Source organism: Psychrobacillus glaciei (assembly GCF_008973485.1).
Classification (GTDB): Bacteria; Bacillota; Bacilli; order Bacillales_A; family Planococcaceae; genus Psychrobacillus; species Psychrobacillus glaciei.
In genome coordinates, this window is the sequence record NZ_CP031223.1 from 3,374,857 (window position 1) to 3,392,071 (window position 17,215).

At 35.3% G+C, this 17,215-nt stretch carries 14 protein-coding genes and 1 riboswitch; of the genes, 4 read left to right on the forward strand and 10 right to left on the reverse strand.

Annotated elements, in window-relative coordinates:
* Window positions 1-60: 60 nt before the first annotated feature.
* From PB01_RS16060 to PB01_RS16085, 6 genes are all read right to left on the reverse strand, one after another.
* Window positions 61-1,371, reverse strand: coding sequence for a nucleobase:cation symporter-2 family protein (locus PB01_RS16060; protein WP_151701116.1), 1,311 nt, complete (start codon window positions 1,369-1,371; stop codon window positions 61-63).
* On the reverse strand, window positions 1,368-1,955 hold the full coding sequence (locus tag PB01_RS16065; RefSeq protein WP_151701117.1) for a xanthine phosphoribosyltransferase: 588 nt from the start codon (window positions 1,953-1,955) through the stop codon (window positions 1,368-1,370). The genes PB01_RS16060 and PB01_RS16065 overlap by 4 nt, the downstream gene beginning before the upstream one ends.
* Before the next feature lie 146 nt (window positions 1,956-2,101).
* A riboswitch (purine riboswitch) is annotated at window positions 2,102-2,203 on the reverse strand.
* 85 nt (window positions 2,204-2,288) lie between these two features.
* Window positions 2,289-2,579 (reverse strand): hypothetical protein, encoded by a 291-nt coding sequence (locus tag PB01_RS16070; RefSeq protein ID WP_151701118.1) that lies wholly within the window; start codon window positions 2,577-2,579, stop codon window positions 2,289-2,291.
* Window positions 2,580-2,697: 118 nt separating this feature from the next.
* The gene (locus tag PB01_RS21820; RefSeq protein WP_151701119.1) at window positions 2,698-3,606 is read right to left on the reverse strand and encodes a methyl-accepting chemotaxis protein; all 909 of its coding nucleotides are present in this window, start codon (window positions 3,604-3,606) and stop codon (window positions 2,698-2,700) included.
* A 26-nt stretch (window positions 3,607-3,632) separates the two neighbouring features.
* Entirely contained in the window at window positions 3,633-4,721 is a 1,089-nt protein-coding gene (locus PB01_RS16080; protein WP_151701120.1) for an NAD(P)/FAD-dependent oxidoreductase, read from the reverse strand.
* A gap of 3 nt (window positions 4,722-4,724) precedes the next feature.
* Entirely contained in the window at window positions 4,725-5,756 is a 1,032-nt protein-coding gene (locus PB01_RS16085; RefSeq protein WP_151701121.1) for a S66 family peptidase, read from the reverse strand.
* 245 nt (window positions 5,757-6,001) lie between these two features.
* Here PB01_RS16085 and PB01_RS16090 point away from each other — a divergent pair, with 245 nt between their 5' ends.
* From PB01_RS16090 to PB01_RS16100, 3 genes are read left to right on the forward strand one after another with little or no spacing between them, the layout of a single operon-like run.
* Window positions 6,002-7,339 carry a diguanylate cyclase domain-containing protein gene (locus tag PB01_RS16090; RefSeq protein ID WP_151701122.1) on the forward strand — a complete coding sequence of 446 codons (1,338 nt, stop codon included), beginning with the start codon at window positions 6,002-6,004 and terminating at the stop codon, window positions 7,337-7,339.
* A complete protein-coding gene (locus PB01_RS16095) occupies window positions 7,336-8,382 on the forward strand; it encodes a HEAT repeat domain-containing protein (RefSeq protein ID WP_151701123.1) in 1,047 nt (348 codons plus the stop codon). Before PB01_RS16090 ends, PB01_RS16095 begins: the two co-directional genes overlap by 4 nt.
* Before the next feature lie 53 nt (window positions 8,383-8,435).
* Window positions 8,436-9,800: a glycosyltransferase family 2 protein gene (locus tag PB01_RS16100; protein ID WP_151702086.1), complete on the forward strand. Its 1,365-nt coding sequence runs from the start codon at window positions 8,436-8,438 to the stop codon at window positions 9,798-9,800.
* A gap of 41 nt (window positions 9,801-9,841) precedes the next feature.
* On the opposite strand, the gene PB01_RS16105 is transcribed toward PB01_RS16100, so the two are convergent.
* Complete coding sequence (locus tag PB01_RS16105) at window positions 9,842-13,051, reverse strand: hypothetical protein (protein WP_151701124.1); 3,210 nt, start codon at window positions 13,049-13,051, stop codon at window positions 9,842-9,844.
* 166 nt (window positions 13,052-13,217) lie between these two features.
* Here PB01_RS16105 and PB01_RS16110 point away from each other — a divergent pair, with 166 nt between their 5' ends.
* Window positions 13,218-13,781: a 3D domain-containing protein gene (locus PB01_RS16110; RefSeq protein WP_151701125.1), complete on the forward strand. Its 564-nt coding sequence runs from the start codon at window positions 13,218-13,220 to the stop codon at window positions 13,779-13,781.
* A gap of 135 nt (window positions 13,782-13,916) precedes the next feature.
* Here PB01_RS16110 and PB01_RS16115 read toward each other — a convergent pair whose 3' ends face one another.
* From PB01_RS16115 to PB01_RS16125, 3 genes are all read right to left on the reverse strand, one after another.
* Window positions 13,917-15,620, reverse strand: coding sequence for a methyl-accepting chemotaxis protein (locus PB01_RS16115; protein ID WP_192797375.1), 1,704 nt, complete (start codon window positions 15,618-15,620; stop codon window positions 13,917-13,919).
* 223 nt (window positions 15,621-15,843) lie between these two features.
* Window positions 15,844-16,470 carry an NUDIX hydrolase gene (locus tag PB01_RS16120; protein WP_151701127.1) on the reverse strand — a complete coding sequence of 209 codons (627 nt, stop codon included), beginning with the start codon at window positions 16,468-16,470 and terminating at the stop codon, window positions 15,844-15,846.
* A 91-nt stretch (window positions 16,471-16,561) separates the two neighbouring features.
* Window positions 16,562-17,203, reverse strand: a complete 642-nt coding sequence (locus tag PB01_RS16125) for a FusB/FusC family EF-G-binding protein (RefSeq protein WP_151701128.1) — start codon at window positions 17,201-17,203, stop codon at window positions 16,562-16,564.
* Window positions 17,204-17,215 lie beyond the last annotated feature (12 nt).

Sequence of the window (17,215 nt, forward strand, 5' to 3'; positions counted from 1 at the left end):
TCTTATTATTAAAAATTAACTCCATACCTATTTAATACACCAAAAAAACACAAAGGCATATTAACCTTCGTGTTCGCTTGTTGTTAAATTTACTTTTCCTTTCTTAGAAGGAAGCATATTAAATAATATATTCAATACAATTGCTGTCATACTTCCTGCAACAATCCCGTTACTTGTCAAAATTTGAATACCAGATGGAAGAGACACAAATAAGTTAGGAACTACAGAAACTCCAAGTCCCATCCCAATAGAACAAGCTATTATCATAGCATTATCTTGGGAGTCCGCAGCTATAGCTACTTTGCTAAGCATTTTAATACCTTGTGCTACAACCATCCCAAACATAGCCAACATCGCTCCGCCAAGAACAGATACCGGAATAATAGTAGTAATTGCGGCAATTTTAGGAATAAACCCAAGTGCTATAAGCATAGCACCCGTAATATAAATTACGTTTTTGGACTTAACCCCTGACATTTGCAGGAGACCAACATTTTGAGAGAAAGTAGTGTATGGGAATGAATTAAAAATACCACCCAGTAATACAGCAATACCTTCCGCACGATACCCCTTAGATAATTCTTTTTTTGAGACTTTTTTATCTACTATATCTCCAATAGCAAAATAAACGCCAGTCGATTCAACTAACGAAACCATTGCCACTAAAATCATCGTAATAATAGGCGACCAGTCGAATGTAGGTGTCCCGAAATAAAAAGGGTGTACCATATGAAAAAGATTAGCTTCTTTAAAAGCCGTAAAGTCTACTTTCCCCATAAATATAGATGCAACCGTACCCGCAACTAATCCAAGTAAAATAGAAACAGATTTAACAAATCCCGTCGAAAAACGATAAAGTAACACGATAAAAAGTAAAGTACCAAATGCTAATAGAATATTTGAATTCGACCCAAAGTCTTCTGCTCCTTGGCCTCCACCCATATTCGTAATAGCCACAGGAATAAGCGTCACTCCAATAATCGTTACAACAGAACCAGTAACAACTGGGGGAAAGAACTTCACAAGTTGACCAAAAACTCCACTAATAACAATTACAAAAATACCAGAAACAATGATAGCACCGTATATAGAAGAAATCCCATACTCTTTTCCAATACCGATCATCGGACCAACCGCAGTAAAAGTACATCCTAATACAACAGGAAGACCAATTCCAAAAAATCGATTACTCATTACTTGCAAGATGGTCGCAACACCACACATTAAAATATCAATTGCAACTAAATAAGTTAATTGATCAGAAGGGAGCTCTAGTGATGCCCCAACTATTAAAGGAATCATAACAGCCCCTGCATACATAGCAAGGAGATGTTGGATACCAAGTGTGGTATTTTTCAATGTATTGTTCATCTAGTGGAATCCTCCTCAAAGAATTCCACTTTTCCATTTGCTAACGATTTAATATTCGCAAGTGAATCTACGCGAATCCCACGTGCCCGAATAAGTTCACCACCTGTTTGAAATCCTTTTTCAATCACAATTCCAACGCCAGCAGTTGTTGCATTTGCTTGCTCCACAATATCAAGTAAACCTAGCACTGCTTGTCCATTTGCAAGGAAGTCATCAATGATTAAAACAACATCTTCACTTCCAATAAAGTCCTTAGAAACCGATATATCATTTGTTTCATTTTTTGTAAATGAATGTACCTGTGCTGTATACAAATTATCAGATAGCGTTAAAGACTTACGTTTTCTTGCAAAAACAACAGAAACTCCAAGTGTTAAACCAGCAAACATAGAAGGTGCAATCCCAGATGATTCAATTGTTACTATTTTAGTAATCCCTGCATCTTTATAACGACTAGCAAATTCTTCCCCAATCGCTTGCATCAATACTGGGTCAATTTGATGATTTAAAAACGTATCCACCTTTAATACATTTTCGGATAGAACCTTACCATGCTGCACGATTTTTTCTTTTAATAGTTTCATTAATAGAGGATCCCCTTCAATTTTAAATTGACGAACACAAAAAAGCTCGAAGACATTGTGTCCATCCATATTAGGAGTGGAACAATGCCATTCGAGCTGAAAATTCGAACAGAAATAAAAGAATATGACAAAAAATGCCATAAATCTATTATTGTATTGCCACTCATAGTCAGCTCATTTACGGTAAGCCGGTAGAAACTTGCAGGCCATATTCCTGCGATTATACGAGAAAGTGCTATTAGAATATTTCTCATTATAGCACGATAAAGGTCGAATACAATAACCCGTATTAATGTTGGATTATTCCCAAAATTCTGTCCGATTATTATTTATTTACTTTTTGCTTTTTAAAGACTTGAAAGCATGGATAAAATAAGTGGGATCCACTTGAATATTGTAGGGAAAAACACCTTGGTTAGTATGTAAATACAAAATACCTCCGCCAAAAGAAAAAGGTTTATGTGATACATCAATAACATGTTCAAGATCAAACTGATGTCGTGCCGAAGTAATTCCACCTAAATTTAGTTGGAGCTCGAATTGCATTTCAATATGCTGCATTTGATAATAAAAATCAATTTCCCGCTTCACTTCAATATAGCCAATCGAATGATCACTCAACATCTTCCCCTCCAATATCACTATACAGTCTATCATATTTTGGCGAAAATATTCAGAACCATCCCATTATTACAAAGGTGTTACTGGTGCCAGGCACTCGTAACATACTTGTCATAAATGGTTAGATGAGTTTTACGAAATGTGCGGTTTGCGCTTCTAGTTTCTCGGATGCTTTGGAAATTTCTTTAAATTCTTCTAAAGCAATTCGAATTTCGTCTTGGCTTTTTTCAATGCTTTGTTGTGATTTCGCATTACTTTGCGTTACTTTATTAACTTGTTTTGCAATACCTTCAATGTTTTCACGCACTTCTACTATAGAAGCCTCCACTCTTGCTGCTAGTTTACGTACCTCTTGTGCAACGACATTAAATCCACGACCATGTTCCCCTGCACGCGCGGCTTCTATCGCTGCATTCAATGCAAGTAAATTTGTCTGTGCAGCAATTTCTCGGATTGTTTGTACAATACCTCGAATAGAGTCAGCTTGAACTTGTAAACTCACTAAAGTTGCTGTACTTTCTTTCGCACCCTTTGCAATTTCATCTATCGTCTCTAAGAGATCTTGGCTTCTTTTCATCCCAGTTTCCGCACGGTTGTTTAATCCTTCTGACATATCATTTAATTCATTTGTAACAACCATGATTGTTTGATGTTGCTCAGTTACGTTTGCAGCAACTTTCGTTACGCCTAAAACTCGGCCTCTTTCTCCAAATATCGGCATATATGTTGCTTCAAACATCACGCTATTCCCATTTGCATCTTTACGTTCTACTTTATTATGAAGGGTCTTTCCTGCAAATAAATCTCGCCAAAACTGTTCGTATTCAGTGCTATTCGCATATTTTGGAAAACAAAAATCTTTATGGTTCATCCCCATCACTTTTTCTTTCGAATAGCCAAGCTCATTTGCAAAATTATCATTTACGTACGCAACTCGTCGATTTAAGTCGAAGCGAATAATAGCTAAGTTTTTTTCTAAGGCTTCCACCACACTCATATCATTTACTTCTTCCACTTGAGAATAATTCATCCCATTTCCCCCATCTCTTTAATAACTCAAACCGGTGCGTATACGGATAAATCCAGCACAGTTTTCTCTCCCAATGCTAAACGAGCTAGCTCTGCTCCTACAAAAGGTCCAGCAGTTAAACCCGAAGCTCCTAAGCCATTTGCAAAATAAATCGAATCAAAACGAGGTATCGTCCCTATAATAGGAAGAGATTCTGGTGTATATGGTCTAAATCCCACTCGCACTTCCTCTATAAGTGCTGTTTCCAATACTTTTGCAATACTAGTAGATTTCTCGATTAATTCTAATTTCCCTGCTTCTGTTACACTAACATCAAATCCTGTATTCTCTTCATAAGTGGAACCAGCTACAACTTTCCCATTATCAAATGCAAGCAAGTACTGATTTGTCGGCGGTATTACGACTGGCCAATCTCCAGTAGCTTCATTTTCTATCTTAAAATGCATAATTTGAGCTTTTTGAAAACTTACTTTCATATCAGCCCCTAACTTGGAAGGAAGTTCATTACCCCAAGCCCCTGCTGTTAAAATGATTCGATCTGCATTTAGTAATTTTCCATTGACTAGAATACCATCATTTGACAGCTCTGCATTTCCATAAATCATTCTCGCTCCTAGTTTTTGGGATGCCTGAATTAATGCGTCTCTCATTGCACGGCCATCTACACGGGCTGCTCCTTCTACATAGAGAGAGGAAAACTCTTCTGAAATAAGTGGGAAAAGCGTCTTTGTTTCTTCTGGTGTGAGTATTTTAAGTTCGCCTATTTCCGGGGCATCTTCACGCTTTTCTATCGCTCTCTCTAGCATTTTAAGTAACTTTTTTTCATCATTTTGAAGTGCAATAGCGCCTACCTTTTTATAACCAGTCGATGTTTCACCTAAGGCTTCGAGTTCCTCTACAAGTTGCTTGTAATATTTCGCTCCATTTTTCACAAGCTCGTACCATTTTTTATTTCTTCTTTGTGATATCCACGGACAAATAATTCCCGCTGCAGCATCAGTTGCCTGTCCTAAATCCTTTCGATCCACGAGTGTCACTTTTACGTTATTTTTAGCAAGATGATAGGCAGTAGAAGCTCCTAAAATCCCCCCACCTACCACAATATAAGAAGACATTTATTATTCAACTCCACTTTCTAAAATAGAAAATGCAACATTTTCACAATCGATCTCTGCCATAACCCCATATGGAAGAACGAATTTCGGTTCTGTATGTCCAAAGTTCATATTATAAAGAATCGGCAAATCATTCAAATCAAGTTCTTTCATAATTCTTAAAATAGATTCTTTGTATTCCTCCAAGTATTTTTCTTTTAGAGGCTTTCCAAAAACTATTCCTTTTGCATTTTGCAATATTCCTTGAGAACCATAATTCCGTAACCAATATTCAATCAGAGTTGGTTCTGGCATATCTTCCGATGTTTCAAAAAATAAAATACTATTTTCCCAATAAGATGCTTCAGGCCAAAGTGATGTTCCTTTAGCAAATTCTAGTACTTCGATACATCCGCCTATTAATCTTCCTTGCACGACTCCAGAACCTTGAAGCAATTCATAGCCCTTATTCGAATTCATTTGTCGTTGTTTATGCTTATTCTCAATAATCCATTCTAAACGTTCACTAGTCCATTCAGTAGCAGGTTTTATTTCTCCAATTACTGCATTTGAGAATAAGGTTTTTCTCAAAGTTTCTACAGTATATTCGTGCATTTCCACATTTTCAGCAAAATCCACAAGTACAGAGGGACCATAAAAAGAAGAAATGCCTGCTTTATGGCAAAATAAATGCGTCACAGTAGAATCGGAATAACCAATAAACACTTTTGGATTATCTCGAATAACATCAAAATCAATATATGGTAAGAGTCGAATGCTTTCACTTCCTCCAATATTCGAGATGATCCCTTTTATCGTTGGATCCTTAAATGCATTCATTAAATCTTCTGCACGCGCTTTTGGATTTTCATATAAATAATCTCCGCCTTTTAAGCTATTATCCATAGCCACGACCTCTAATCCAAACACTTTTTCTAGTCGTTCTACCCCTTGCTCATATCTCCACTTCAAATCGGGTTCTCCTGCTCCGCCCCATGATAAACTAATGGTAGCCACTTTATCTCCCGGTTGAAGCATTTTTGGTTTTATTAGCATTAAAAACACTCCCTTTATTCCTATTATAATCGAAATATTCCATCATTGATGTCTAATCTTTAAAAAATTGTGTATAAGTCAATGTTCAGACAAATGGAAGAGTCGATCCGGTAGTGCTTTGCTACAATTTCCCACGCATTCTGTCACTTATAATTCACACAATTCAAATGGCCAGGTGAAAGCATTAACATTATTAATGCTATAATAGACTACTATTAATCTACTATACAAAGGGGGTTCTACTTATGTTTACAAGTAAACCAATTCCACAAAAAAGGAACAATATTGGTTTTGTTTTATTAGTACTTCATAATATTTCGGAAGCTTCCATACTTAAAATGGACTTAGAGAACCAAGGATATACTGTCCTAATAGCTCCAACAGGTCAAATAGGAATACAACAATTTCAGATTAACGAAATCGATCTTTGTTGTGTATCTACTGAATTAACTGATATGACCACAATTGAATTTTTAACACTAATGAAGGAACAATCCAGAAAACGTTTGGTCCCAATGGTCGTTTTAGACATAGAAAATAAACATGCAGAAGAGAAAGCGAATTATGTACGAAACGGTGCTTTTGATTTAATTTTCCCTACGGAAGAAAATGATTTATTAGAAGCAGTCATTGCGAATTTAATTGAGGTTAGGATTTCTATTGTGTCCCTTCAATCTTCTGACCCACTAACTGGTACATTAAATCAACTAAGCTTTGAAAAAAAAGCATCTACTATGATTCAGGATTTCGATAGTTCCAACCAAACGTTTTCGATTTCCTTATTAGATATTCAAAATTTCCAAAAAATGAATGAGTCATTTGGTTTCACGTATACAAATGAAGTACTTTCACAGTTTAGTAAATTTATACAATCTCAATTATCCGAGGAAGATTTCTTTTTCCGTTTACATGGAGCAACCTTTATAATTTTACAAAACAATACAAATGAAGATAAGGCACTCCGAAAAACAAATCAACTAATGCAAAGTTCACAAAGTGTAATATATAAACATGATAATCTCCCTTTTCATCTCTCATTCCATGCAGGGATTGCTGAATGGGTTAGAAGCTATCACTCAATAGATCAATTGGTAGAAAATGCTAAACAAGCATTAAGTGTTGCAAAGCATACAAATGAAGCTAAATGTGTTTCTTTTAACAACATGGATACTACTTCCATTTTACCGACTGTTCGCGTAATTATTGTAGACGATAATAGACTTAGCAACAAAATGTTACAAAAGCAATTCCAATCTTGGAAATCGCCACGCTTTGTAATAGATATTAAATCCCATGAAAACGGTTATGAGTTTATACAATCGGATTGGTACCACCCTTCCGATTACCATATTATATTGCTTGATATTGTAATGCCAAAAATGGATGGGTTAGAAGTACTGGATCAAATTCGAGCTAATTTTCCTTCAGATCGAATTATTATATCGATGCTAACTTCGAGAACAAATGATCAGGATATTTTACACGCTTTAAATAAAGGGGCAGATGATTATATGGTTAAGCCGTTCCATCCCCAAGAAGTTCTCGTTCGTATTCAACGTCTCGCAAGTAGGTTATTTACATGACTATAGAGTTCAACTATTTCTACTATGCTGTAGGAATTTTATTTGGTTGCCAATTGCTTCTACTTATCTTGTTAAGTATAAAAAAAACAAGACGAAATCTCAAAAATAAAGAGCAAGAACAATTGTATCAAGCGACGTTGAATGATTTTGTAGATTTTCTTTATGAGGAAGGACGACCAATACCAGATAAACTATGCAATCCTGAAAATATAGAAGTCGCAGAAAGAATATTTAGTGAAACAATTACAGATATTAATGATCCAATTATGGAAAGAAAGTTACAAGATGCTGCTATCTCCATCTTTACGGAACATTATAAAAAGCGACTATTAAAAGGAAACTGGCCAACTAGAATAAATACCTTATATTTCATTGAGGATTTTAAAATTGTCTCTCTACTTCCAGTATTACAAAAGATGCTACAAAGTTTAAACAAATGGGACGAAGAAAAAAATCAAACTATACTGGCGTTAGCTGCTTTAAATGATTTAACTCTTGTCTATTATTTGAATCAATCAGCTGACACAAAAGTAAATCAATACTTAGATGTTTTCGTTCGGTTTGATACAGAAAAATTTGACGAAGCCGTCCATATTTCAAATGATATGAAGAACTTTACGTGCCAACTCGCTATCATTAATTTTATTAGTTTAATGAAAAAAACTAAATACCAATGGATGGTAGAAAAAGAACTACAAAGCGAAAACATCGAAATGCGCATACAAGCATTAAAAGGATTGTATAGGCTCAATTATATGAAAGATGTCAGTTTACTTGTACCTTTTCTTCAATCACCATCTTGGGAAGAACGATTATTCTCTACAAGAATAGCAGGTGCTTTATTGGCAGATCAATTTGAAGCTCATTTGGAAATATTAATGGGCGATGAAGAATGGTGGGTTCGCAATGCAGCTGCGGAAGCACTACTAAGTATTTTCGGAGAAGAAAAACTTGTCCAAGTAGAATTTAGTCATACGGATGCTTTTGCAAGAGATATGGCTAAACAATGGCTTACGTCTGGAAAGCGAGGTAGTGCAAATTGAGAGACTTTGTTATTTTTCTATTTCAAGCCACATCTTACTTTGTCATTATATACATGGGTGTAACTGCATTAAGTTATATTTTTTTGTTTTTACTTTCTATCAAAAATGTTTTGAGAGAAGGAAAACTGATTAAAACGGAGTCATTAGAAGATATCGCAATAAGTGAAAGAACTTTTCCCGTTTCTATTATAGTTCCTGCGTATAATGAGGTTGTTGGCGTTGTTAGTACCGTCCGTTCTTTATTAGCACTAAATTATCCTCAATATGAAATTATCGTGGTAGATGATGGGTCTAAAGATGACACTCTTGCCAAATTAATAGAAGAACTTAAACTAGAACAAGTAGACTTAGCAATTCGCAAACATATGAATACCCAACCGATTCGAGCAACATTTAAATCGAGCATATATTCTTTAGTGACAGTCGTTTCTAAAGATAATGGTGGAAAAGCAGATGCACTAAATTGCGGAATCAATGTATCAAAATATCCTTACTTTTGTGCGATAGACGGAGATTCTATTTTAGAAAATGATGCTTTATTGAAGGTGATGAAACCTGTAATCGATTCAGAAGGCAAAACGATTGCAGTTGGCGGTTCTGTTCGAGTAGCAAATGGAACTACCATTTCTCGAAGTAAGGTGGAGACAATTGATCTACCGAAAAATCCATTAGTCATCCTACAAATTGTTGAGTATTTCCGTGCTTTCCTTATAGGCAGACTTGGATTTACAAAAATTAATCAGTTACTAATCATTTCTGGTGCATTTGGACTTTTTCACAAAACAACAGTTATCCGATCTGGAGGCTATAAAGTAGCAACAGTAGGAGAAGATATGGAGCTCATCGTTCGGCTTCATCGAATGATTAGGGAAGAAAGTCTAGACCTACAACTAAAATATATTCCCGATCCCGTTTGTTGGACAGAAGCACCAGACTCTCTAAAAGTTTTAAAGTCACAGAGAGTACGTTGGCAGCGGGGATTAGCTGAAACATTGTTTGCACATAAAAAAATGTTTTTAAATCCTAAATACGGCTTAATAGGATTTATTGCTTTCCCTTATTTTTTTATGGTTGAACTTTTAGGGGCAGTTGTAGAAGTCTTGGGGTTTTTCTTAATTGCTGGCGGTCTATTATTTGGTTTCTTAGATCCTTACGTCATTGGCATCATCTTGCTTGTTACAATATTATATGGCTCCTTTATTTCGTCCTTATCCATTCTACTAGAAGAATTGACGATGTTTAAATACCCAAAGGTAAGGCATTTAATATTATTATTTTTTTGGGCTTTAACCGAATCCTTTTGGTATCGACCCCTTATTGTAATATGGCGATTGGAAGGTCTCCTAAAATCGTTTCGACGTAAGGAAGCGGAATGGGGAAAAATGGAGAGAAAAGGGATATCCTCTGATAATAGATAACGAAAAACGTCCAACGGTCTCGATACCGACTGGACGTTTTTCTATTTAATCATTTTAAATTCTTGTTGTAATATAAAGTAAGATTGTTTTAATCGCTCTTTAGAATAAGGACTTGTCCATTTTTCCCAATTGTATCTGGCCATCTTATCTGCCTCTATTTTATTGTTTTTCCTATCTGGAAATGACGTTACACCTTCTTCACTTTCAAAAACAAAGGCTACTCCAATATCTTTTACTTCCACGTTTCCTTCCAAACCATCTTTATACATATCTGGCAAGACCTCTTTACTACTAGGATCCTTTATGTTTAACAGTAACCAAGGAATACGCATTTCGAAAACTCCTGACTTTTCATCCGCAAAATAGTCTGAAAGGGAGTTATAATTCGAATCCTTAGGATTACCATTTCCAAGAACTAATTTCCCAGTTTCATATCCTTCAAATGGGATCACTTGCCCGGTATCAGGTCTTACTACTCCTTTATTTAACGCATATCTAATTGGATTAAAGACACCTGAATTTGTAGTTGGAATTGATTCTTTTCCAGGTAACATATTTAGTACATGTCCATATTGATACAAATAAGGATCATAATACGAATCTACAAGTAAATTAGCTTTAGTCTTATCTTGTATGTTTGCCCAAAAGTCGATCACAGGACGGTCTGTTTGAATAAGTGGATTTTCATTTATAGTACTTGAACCACTTTTTGGTGATATATCAAACAATATATTTACTTTATTGTTTTTAAACCAATCTTCATCTTTATTACTAGATTTTTTGTCTATTCGTAAATATAAATATGCTTCATCATTTGTTATATAAACAGATTGAATTGGGCCGTCTGTCGATTGATAGATCGGATCTATTCCTTTCCAATCATTAACTTTTCCATCTAGTTTTATTTTTAGCGTGTTAAAGCTTAATAATCCAAAATTCTGTTCGTTTGTTTGTAGATTTGACCAAAAAGGACGTCGATCTGGGTCATCCAAGTCCGTCGTATTCCACGTACGCTTAAACCATTCATCTTGCCAACTGAATACTAGTCCTCCCATCATATCTTCAGCTAATATATCTTCATAAAGGGAAGCTAAAATTTTACCTTGTTCCTTTTCTGAATGTCCTCCCTGATTCCAACCAAACTGATTTAAATGTGTAATACCTCGGGAAGCTGGAATACCAAATTCCGCTATAAGGATAGGCATTGAATGATGTGATCTTAAGTCATGTAAATAACCTGCATAGTTGTTTTTATTTCCGCGTTGGTCAATGTATTCTGTATATTTTTCATCTAGATTTAAGAAGTCTGGGTAATAAGGATAGACATGGTAAGAAGCAAATAGGCCTGGTAATTCCAATCCCTCTTTTATATGCATATGATTTGGGTCAACGGAAGCCAAATCTTCTTGCTCTAAAGGTTCTGCTGGTTGGTCTATATTATCAGTGGATACCCAATTCGTAAAACTCATCGGACGTGTCCATTTATACTGTTGAGCTTCATAAGTCATTAACGTATCCATTTGTTCTGCTAACCAAATTTCAAATCCTTCTGCCTCGTTTGTTTCTATATAGTTTCCTTTATACTGAGGAAGATTTGCATATTCAGTTTTCATATTATCTACCATAATCGGATACCATTCAATTCCAATCATCCAGCCAATGACATAAGGAGAAATGTCCGTGTCATAAGTTCCGTGCGCATGACCGACTTTTGTTGGTACTTCTGCTTTTCCATGAATAACATCCACCATTTGTTTATATTCGTGTTGAAATTCCTTTGTGATTGCTGGCGTATATGCGTCTAGTGTTTCCTCTAACGGCGCCTCATCTATCCACACTCCATGAAATACATATATTGGATTTTCATGTGTCTCATTGTAATGCTTAAGTGCTTTGTAAAATGCAGGTGGATGAAGAGTGTAGACACGTATCGCATTTGCATTCATCTTCCCAATATATTCAAACCATCGTGCATATTCTTCACGACTTATTGCAGCTTCCCCAGGAAATGCCCCTGGTTTACCCATGCCAAGATTTACTCCTTTTATCGTTATGCTTTCCCATTTATCATTTCGATACACTTCAAATTTATTTTCATTGATTCGTGTATTATACATTAATCCTTCTTTGGTCTTTAGTGTAGCAACGGTTTTATCCTTTTGCTCCCTTTTTCCACTATTTGTTTCTACCTCATGAAGAATTGATTTCATAATTGGAACATATACTTGCCAATAGAAACTATCACCTGGAAACAAAAAGTCAACTGTCGACCATTCTCTTATTTTTGTAAAACCTTTATATTTATAAAGGCTTGGGACCTTTTCAACATTGCTAAAACTACCAGTAAAATAATAACTATTTGCTAGCGTTTGTCTTTTCCTTACGATTGCCGGCACTTCAGAAAGGAGACCAATTTTCTGAATAATTTTTTCACCTTCACTAGTCGTATCTAATTTAAACTCTGCAAGTACATCTGCACCATCATTTGGAACAACTATGTCAAACCAGTCAGTGTATAGATGGTTTTTACTAAGAGAAAAATCCTTTTCCCCTAAATTTGTCATGTGAAAATGTAATCCTTGTTCATTAAGTGTTCCAGCATTAACTGAAAGCACTTCGACTTTCCCTGTAAGCTCTTGATGAAAAATTATCCCTTCACCTTCGAATGTCCAGTCAGAATTATGAGTATTTTTATAATCATTTAATACCCAAGTGGGAACTTCCCCATCCTTTTTTGCCAATGAAGTAGTATATTTTGCAATCCATCCTGTTTGTTTTACACCTAAATAATTTGTAGCTTTTTCCCTTACTCGATCATTCGTCGGAGCGGACACTGAATTATATTCCATCACGAGCGTTGTATCATTGTCTTCATTAGAAGATTGTATAGATGTCCACTCTTCATCAGTCATCCCACTTGATACATTCTCTTTGTCTACACCATATGTATCTATTATATTTATTAAGTCAAAATCTGATAAATCAGAAGGTAACTTTTCTTCCTTATATGTACCATTTGCAAAAGATAAACCAAAATAGTCTAGTTTGGAATTGTACGACTTGTTCGTGTTATCTTTTATTTTCATATAATTTAATAACCAATAGAATCCTTGGTGACCGCTAATATCACCTTCTGGCACTGTTTTGTTTAGAACAGCAACATGAAGCTGCTTTTCATCCGAAAGAAGCCATACAATCCAGGGCAACATTAACATACTACCTAGTACCAAAAACCATTTAAAAAATTTCATAAAGTATCCCTTCCCGATAAAAAATAAGCATCTTTTCCATTATACATTACTTTCATACTGTAATATTGATAATCAATTCTGTAATGCTTTTGGTAAACTGCCGTAATATTCCTGTAATAAAATTCTGCTAATATGAACCTAGACTAAAAAGCAAGGAGTAGAGTATTTGAGAAAAGTTCTTGGAACACTCATTATCATAATTGCATTATTGGTTAGCGGGGCAAATACAAGCTTAGCCGCATCTTCAACGTACACAGTACAAAAAGGGGACACATTATATAAAATTGCAAAATCGCAAAAAGTGTCTATTGCCAACTTAAAATCTTGGAACAACTTGAAAGCAGATACAATTCAACCAAAACAAAAACTTCTGGTTGCCTCTAATGGAAAAGCAACAAAAACTAAAAATCCTTCTCGCTCTAACTCGGAGGATAAAGTAGTGAAGGAAATAGTAGTTTCAGCAAGTGCATTCACTGCAAATTGTAATGGGTGCTCAGGAGTGACAAGTACAGGTATTAACTTAAAAAGAAATCCAGACGTAAAAGTAATTGCTGTCGATCCAGATGTTATTAAACTTGGGACAAAAGTTTTTGTAGAAGGTTATGGTTATGCCATCGCTGCTGACACAGGAAACGCCATTAAAGGAAACAAAATTGACGTATTTTTCTCTTCCACAAGCGACGCCTATAAATGGGGACGTAAAACGGTAACTATAAAAATACTTGAATAAAAAAAGATCAACCAACTTTCTATTGAGAAAGTTGGTTTTTTTCTTCTCCTAATAATAACGTTTATAGAATGCATCCTTGAAAAAAACACCCAACACGCTCCACATTTATTTAGTGGAAGTATGGGTGTTTTTATCTTACACTTTAAATTTAGATGTTAGTGTTTGTAGTTCCTCTGCCATTTCTGACAGCGCGTTGGACGATGCTGCAACTTCTTGCATCGAGGCAAGCTGTTCTTCTGTAGCTGAAGATACTTCTTCCGTTCCCGCCATTGTAGCCGTAGCCACTTCATGGACAAGATTTACTGAACTTAAAACTTGCTCTGTACTTGCTGCCATTTGCTGTACAGCAGAAGATACTTCGTGCATGTCATGCGTTAGTTCCTGCACTGATTTTTCAATTTGTCCAAATGAAACACCTGCATTATTTACAGTTAGAATTCCTTGCTGTACTTCTTCTGTTGCCAGATCCATTGATTTCACTGCAAATTGCGTTTCTTGTTGTATTGCAGTGATCAGATTAGCAATTTTATTAGCTGAATTGGAAGATAGCTCCGCTAGTTTTCTTACCTCATCTGCTACAACTGCAAATCCTCGTCCTTCTTCCCCTGCTCTTGCTGCCTCAATTGCCGCATTTAACGCAAGTAAATTTGTTTGTGCAGAAATATCTGTAATGACTCCAATAATAGCGCCGATTTCAGTCGATCGATTTCCAAGATTTACGATCAATTTACCGAGTCCCTTTACAGTTTCATTGATCGAATTAATTTGTTCAATTGCGTTTTCAATTGTTTCATTTCCTTCACGTGCTCTTGCAGTAGTTTCATCCGCTATTTCTGTAACATGTTGAACTGTTGTAGCGATTTGATTAACACCTGAAGACATTTCATTCATGAAAGAAGTTGTTTCGGCAACACTCGTCATTTGTTGGTCAGAACCAATGACGAGTTCTTGGGCAATATTTGCAATATGCTCAGTCGCTTTGTTCGTCATCTCGGCTCCAGCAGTCAATTCTTCCGAAGAAGCTGCGACTTGTTGAGACGTTTGAGAAACTTGTCCTATTAATTTTTGCAATCCAGTTAGCATGGAGTTGAAAGAAGCAGATAGTACACCGATTTCATCTTTTGACTTGTATACTCCACGAATCGTAAAATCACCATTTTCAGCTTTAACCATAAGCTTTTGCATCGATGTGATTGGTTTTGTAATTAATCGAGAAATATAAATGCCTAAACCTACAGAGATGATAATAGCAAGTATTGCTAACGAAATCATGATCATTTTCGCTTGTTGCTGCGCTTCCTTATTCGTACTATTCAATTTATCAGCAATATCAATATTGTAATCACTAAGTTCCGTCGTTTTATCCGAAATCACATTTCTAACTGCTATCACTTTCGCCACATAGTAATCATACGCTTCTTTTTTCTTACCTATATTTGCTAAATTAATGACATTAGCTAGTTCTTTTTCATAGATGTTATAGTTATACATTAAAGGATCGTATTTTTCTTGTTCGAAACTATCGAGACCTTTCTCAGCGTATTCCGCAAAAGTTTGTTTGTTAAGGCTTAAGACTTCATCCAGTTTCTTTTGTAATTCGGCTTTCCTATCTGTATCGTCCGTGATCATCAATTCCAAAGTGTATGAATCCATGGTGCGGTTGTAATTACGTATTAGAATAAGATCCTTAATAGGTATGAGCCGTTTGTGGTACATATCCTCACTGTTATTACCCATTGTGTTCATATAAGTAAATCCTGCAAAACTGACCGCTGCGAGAAAGACTAAATTGGCAATAATAAGTAATAATAGTTTTCTTCCAATTTTGATGTTTTTCAAATCATTTCCCCCTTCGTACTTAACAAATACAAGTACACTATCTCTAAACAAACCAAAAACAAAAGTCACATTATATCCTAATAGTAAGCATTTTTAACTACCTTCTACCTACATAATAACTATTCCTTTAGAACTAATCAATGAAAAATGAATTTCTTTTCGAATTAATTAGTGGTTTGTAGAATTTTGTGATAATTGGTCAAGTAGATGAAGGAAAGCAAGACTAGTGACCCAAGTTTTCTTTGATTCCATGGACAATCATTTCATAGTATGAATTTTCATGAGGCACAAAATTATTCCTTGTGACCATTTTTTTAATAGAAACTCTTTTTCCCTCTAGATTTATATTAAATCCTTCTACATGAACTTCTTCTAATTCGCCTAACCAAAGCGCTTCAAATTGCTTGAACTCTACTCGAACGATACCGGAGACTTCTTCAACTTGGAGGGAGAAATCATCAAAATTTAAAGAGCAATCATAGAAGAAAACATTAGCTAGTTCCTTATCAATAAGATTTCCGGATGTGACAGAGTAATCTATTATCCCTAGAGAAAGTAGCTCCTGAAAAGAAACGCTTATGCCAAGTTCTTCTTCCACTTCTCTAATTCCGTCTCGTACTGTCTCATTAGCTAGTAAATGCCCAGCAGCCGTGATATCCAACAAACCCGGATAATCTTTTTTTGAGTCACTTCTAATTTGCAAATAAATATAATCTTTTCCCTTTTCTCTCCCAATAATCCAACAGTGAAAAGTTTCATGCCATAATCCTAATCTATGTACTTCTTCTCGCGATGCCTTACCTATCTCATTTCTATCTCCATCAAATATTTTCAGCATTTCATTTTCCAAGGAAATTCCTCCCTTAAATATTACAAGTGCCTGGCACCAAAACAAACGTGAATGTTCAAACATTCACGTTTGTTTTGAAATTCGGTACAACTTAACGTCCTACTATTAGATTAAAAAATTCATCCAGTTTATCTAATGACATTAAATTTTGATTGCATTTCTGGCTATCTTGGCAAATATAATTCCCCCTACTTATATAAGCGTCCTGAGTCGTACCTTTTATAGCAGAAGTAAACATACCAATTTCCTCGAAGCGATTACATAGTGAACAAATACCTTTCTTGTTGGAGTTATAGAAACCTCCTGAAATTCCAATATGCTTACTGTTATGTTCCAAGATAAGAATTTTTTTGTTAGAACCTTTATCAATCCATCCTAAATAAGTTATCTCTTTAAAGTCTATTTTTTCTATGGCTGGTATTTTTAACTTCTTTGCTTTAGGGAATATTTTTTTTATCGTTTGTTCATTTATTTCTTTAAACGGTATGACAAATTGTTTTATTTGTTCTAAAAATACTTCTGCTTCTACTTTTTCTTTTACTTCTACAATCGATTGGAGCAAGTTAGCTTGTTCTTCACTTAGGTCTTCAAAAAGGGCCAAAACCTTTTCTTTCGCAAGCGATTTTAGTGCATTTATTACACCTTGATCATTAACTGACAGATGCCCATTAATCAATATTTGCGTTTGGTTTTTAATAAAGTTATATTGATCATTTCTAATGAAAGGATTCATAATCATCTCTCC

Excerpts from the sequence above, each read along its gene's own strand:
- PB01_RS16100 (WP_151702086.1), top strand. The coding sequence starts at position 8,436 with ATGGGTGTAACTGCATTAAGTTATATTTTTTTGTTTTTACTTTCTATC.
- PB01_RS16060 (WP_151701116.1), bottom strand. The coding sequence starts at position 1,371 with ATGAACAATACATTGAAAAATACCACACTTGGTATCCAACATCTCCTT.
- PB01_RS21820 (WP_151701119.1), bottom strand. The coding sequence starts at position 3,606 with ATGAATTATTCTCAAGTGGAAGAAGTAAATGATATGAGTGTGGTGGAA.
- PB01_RS16085 (WP_151701121.1), bottom strand. The coding sequence starts at position 5,756 with ATGCTAATAAAACCAAAAATGCTTCAACCGGGAGATAAAGTGGCTACC.
- PB01_RS16065 (WP_151701117.1), bottom strand. The coding sequence starts at position 1,955 with ATGAAACTATTAAAAGAAAAAATCGTGCAGCATGGTAAGGTTCTATCC.
- PB01_RS16090 (WP_151701122.1), top strand. The coding sequence starts at position 6,002 with ATGTTTACAAGTAAACCAATTCCACAAAAAAGGAACAATATTGGTTTT.
- PB01_RS16080 (WP_151701120.1), bottom strand. The coding sequence starts at position 4,721 with ATGTCTTCTTATATTGTGGTAGGTGGGGGGATTTTAGGAGCTTCTACT.
- PB01_RS16125 (WP_151701128.1), bottom strand. The coding sequence starts at position 17,203 with ATGAATCCTTTCATTAGAAATGATCAATATAACTTTATTAAAAACCAA.
- PB01_RS16095 (WP_151701123.1), top strand. The coding sequence starts at position 7,336 with ATGACTATAGAGTTCAACTATTTCTACTATGCTGTAGGAATTTTATTT.
- PB01_RS16105 (WP_151701124.1), bottom strand. The coding sequence starts at position 13,051 with ATGAAATTTTTTAAATGGTTTTTGGTACTAGGTAGTATGTTAATGTTG.
- PB01_RS16070 (WP_151701118.1), bottom strand. The coding sequence starts at position 2,579 with ATGTTGAGTGATCATTCGATTGGCTATATTGAAGTGAAGCGGGAAATT.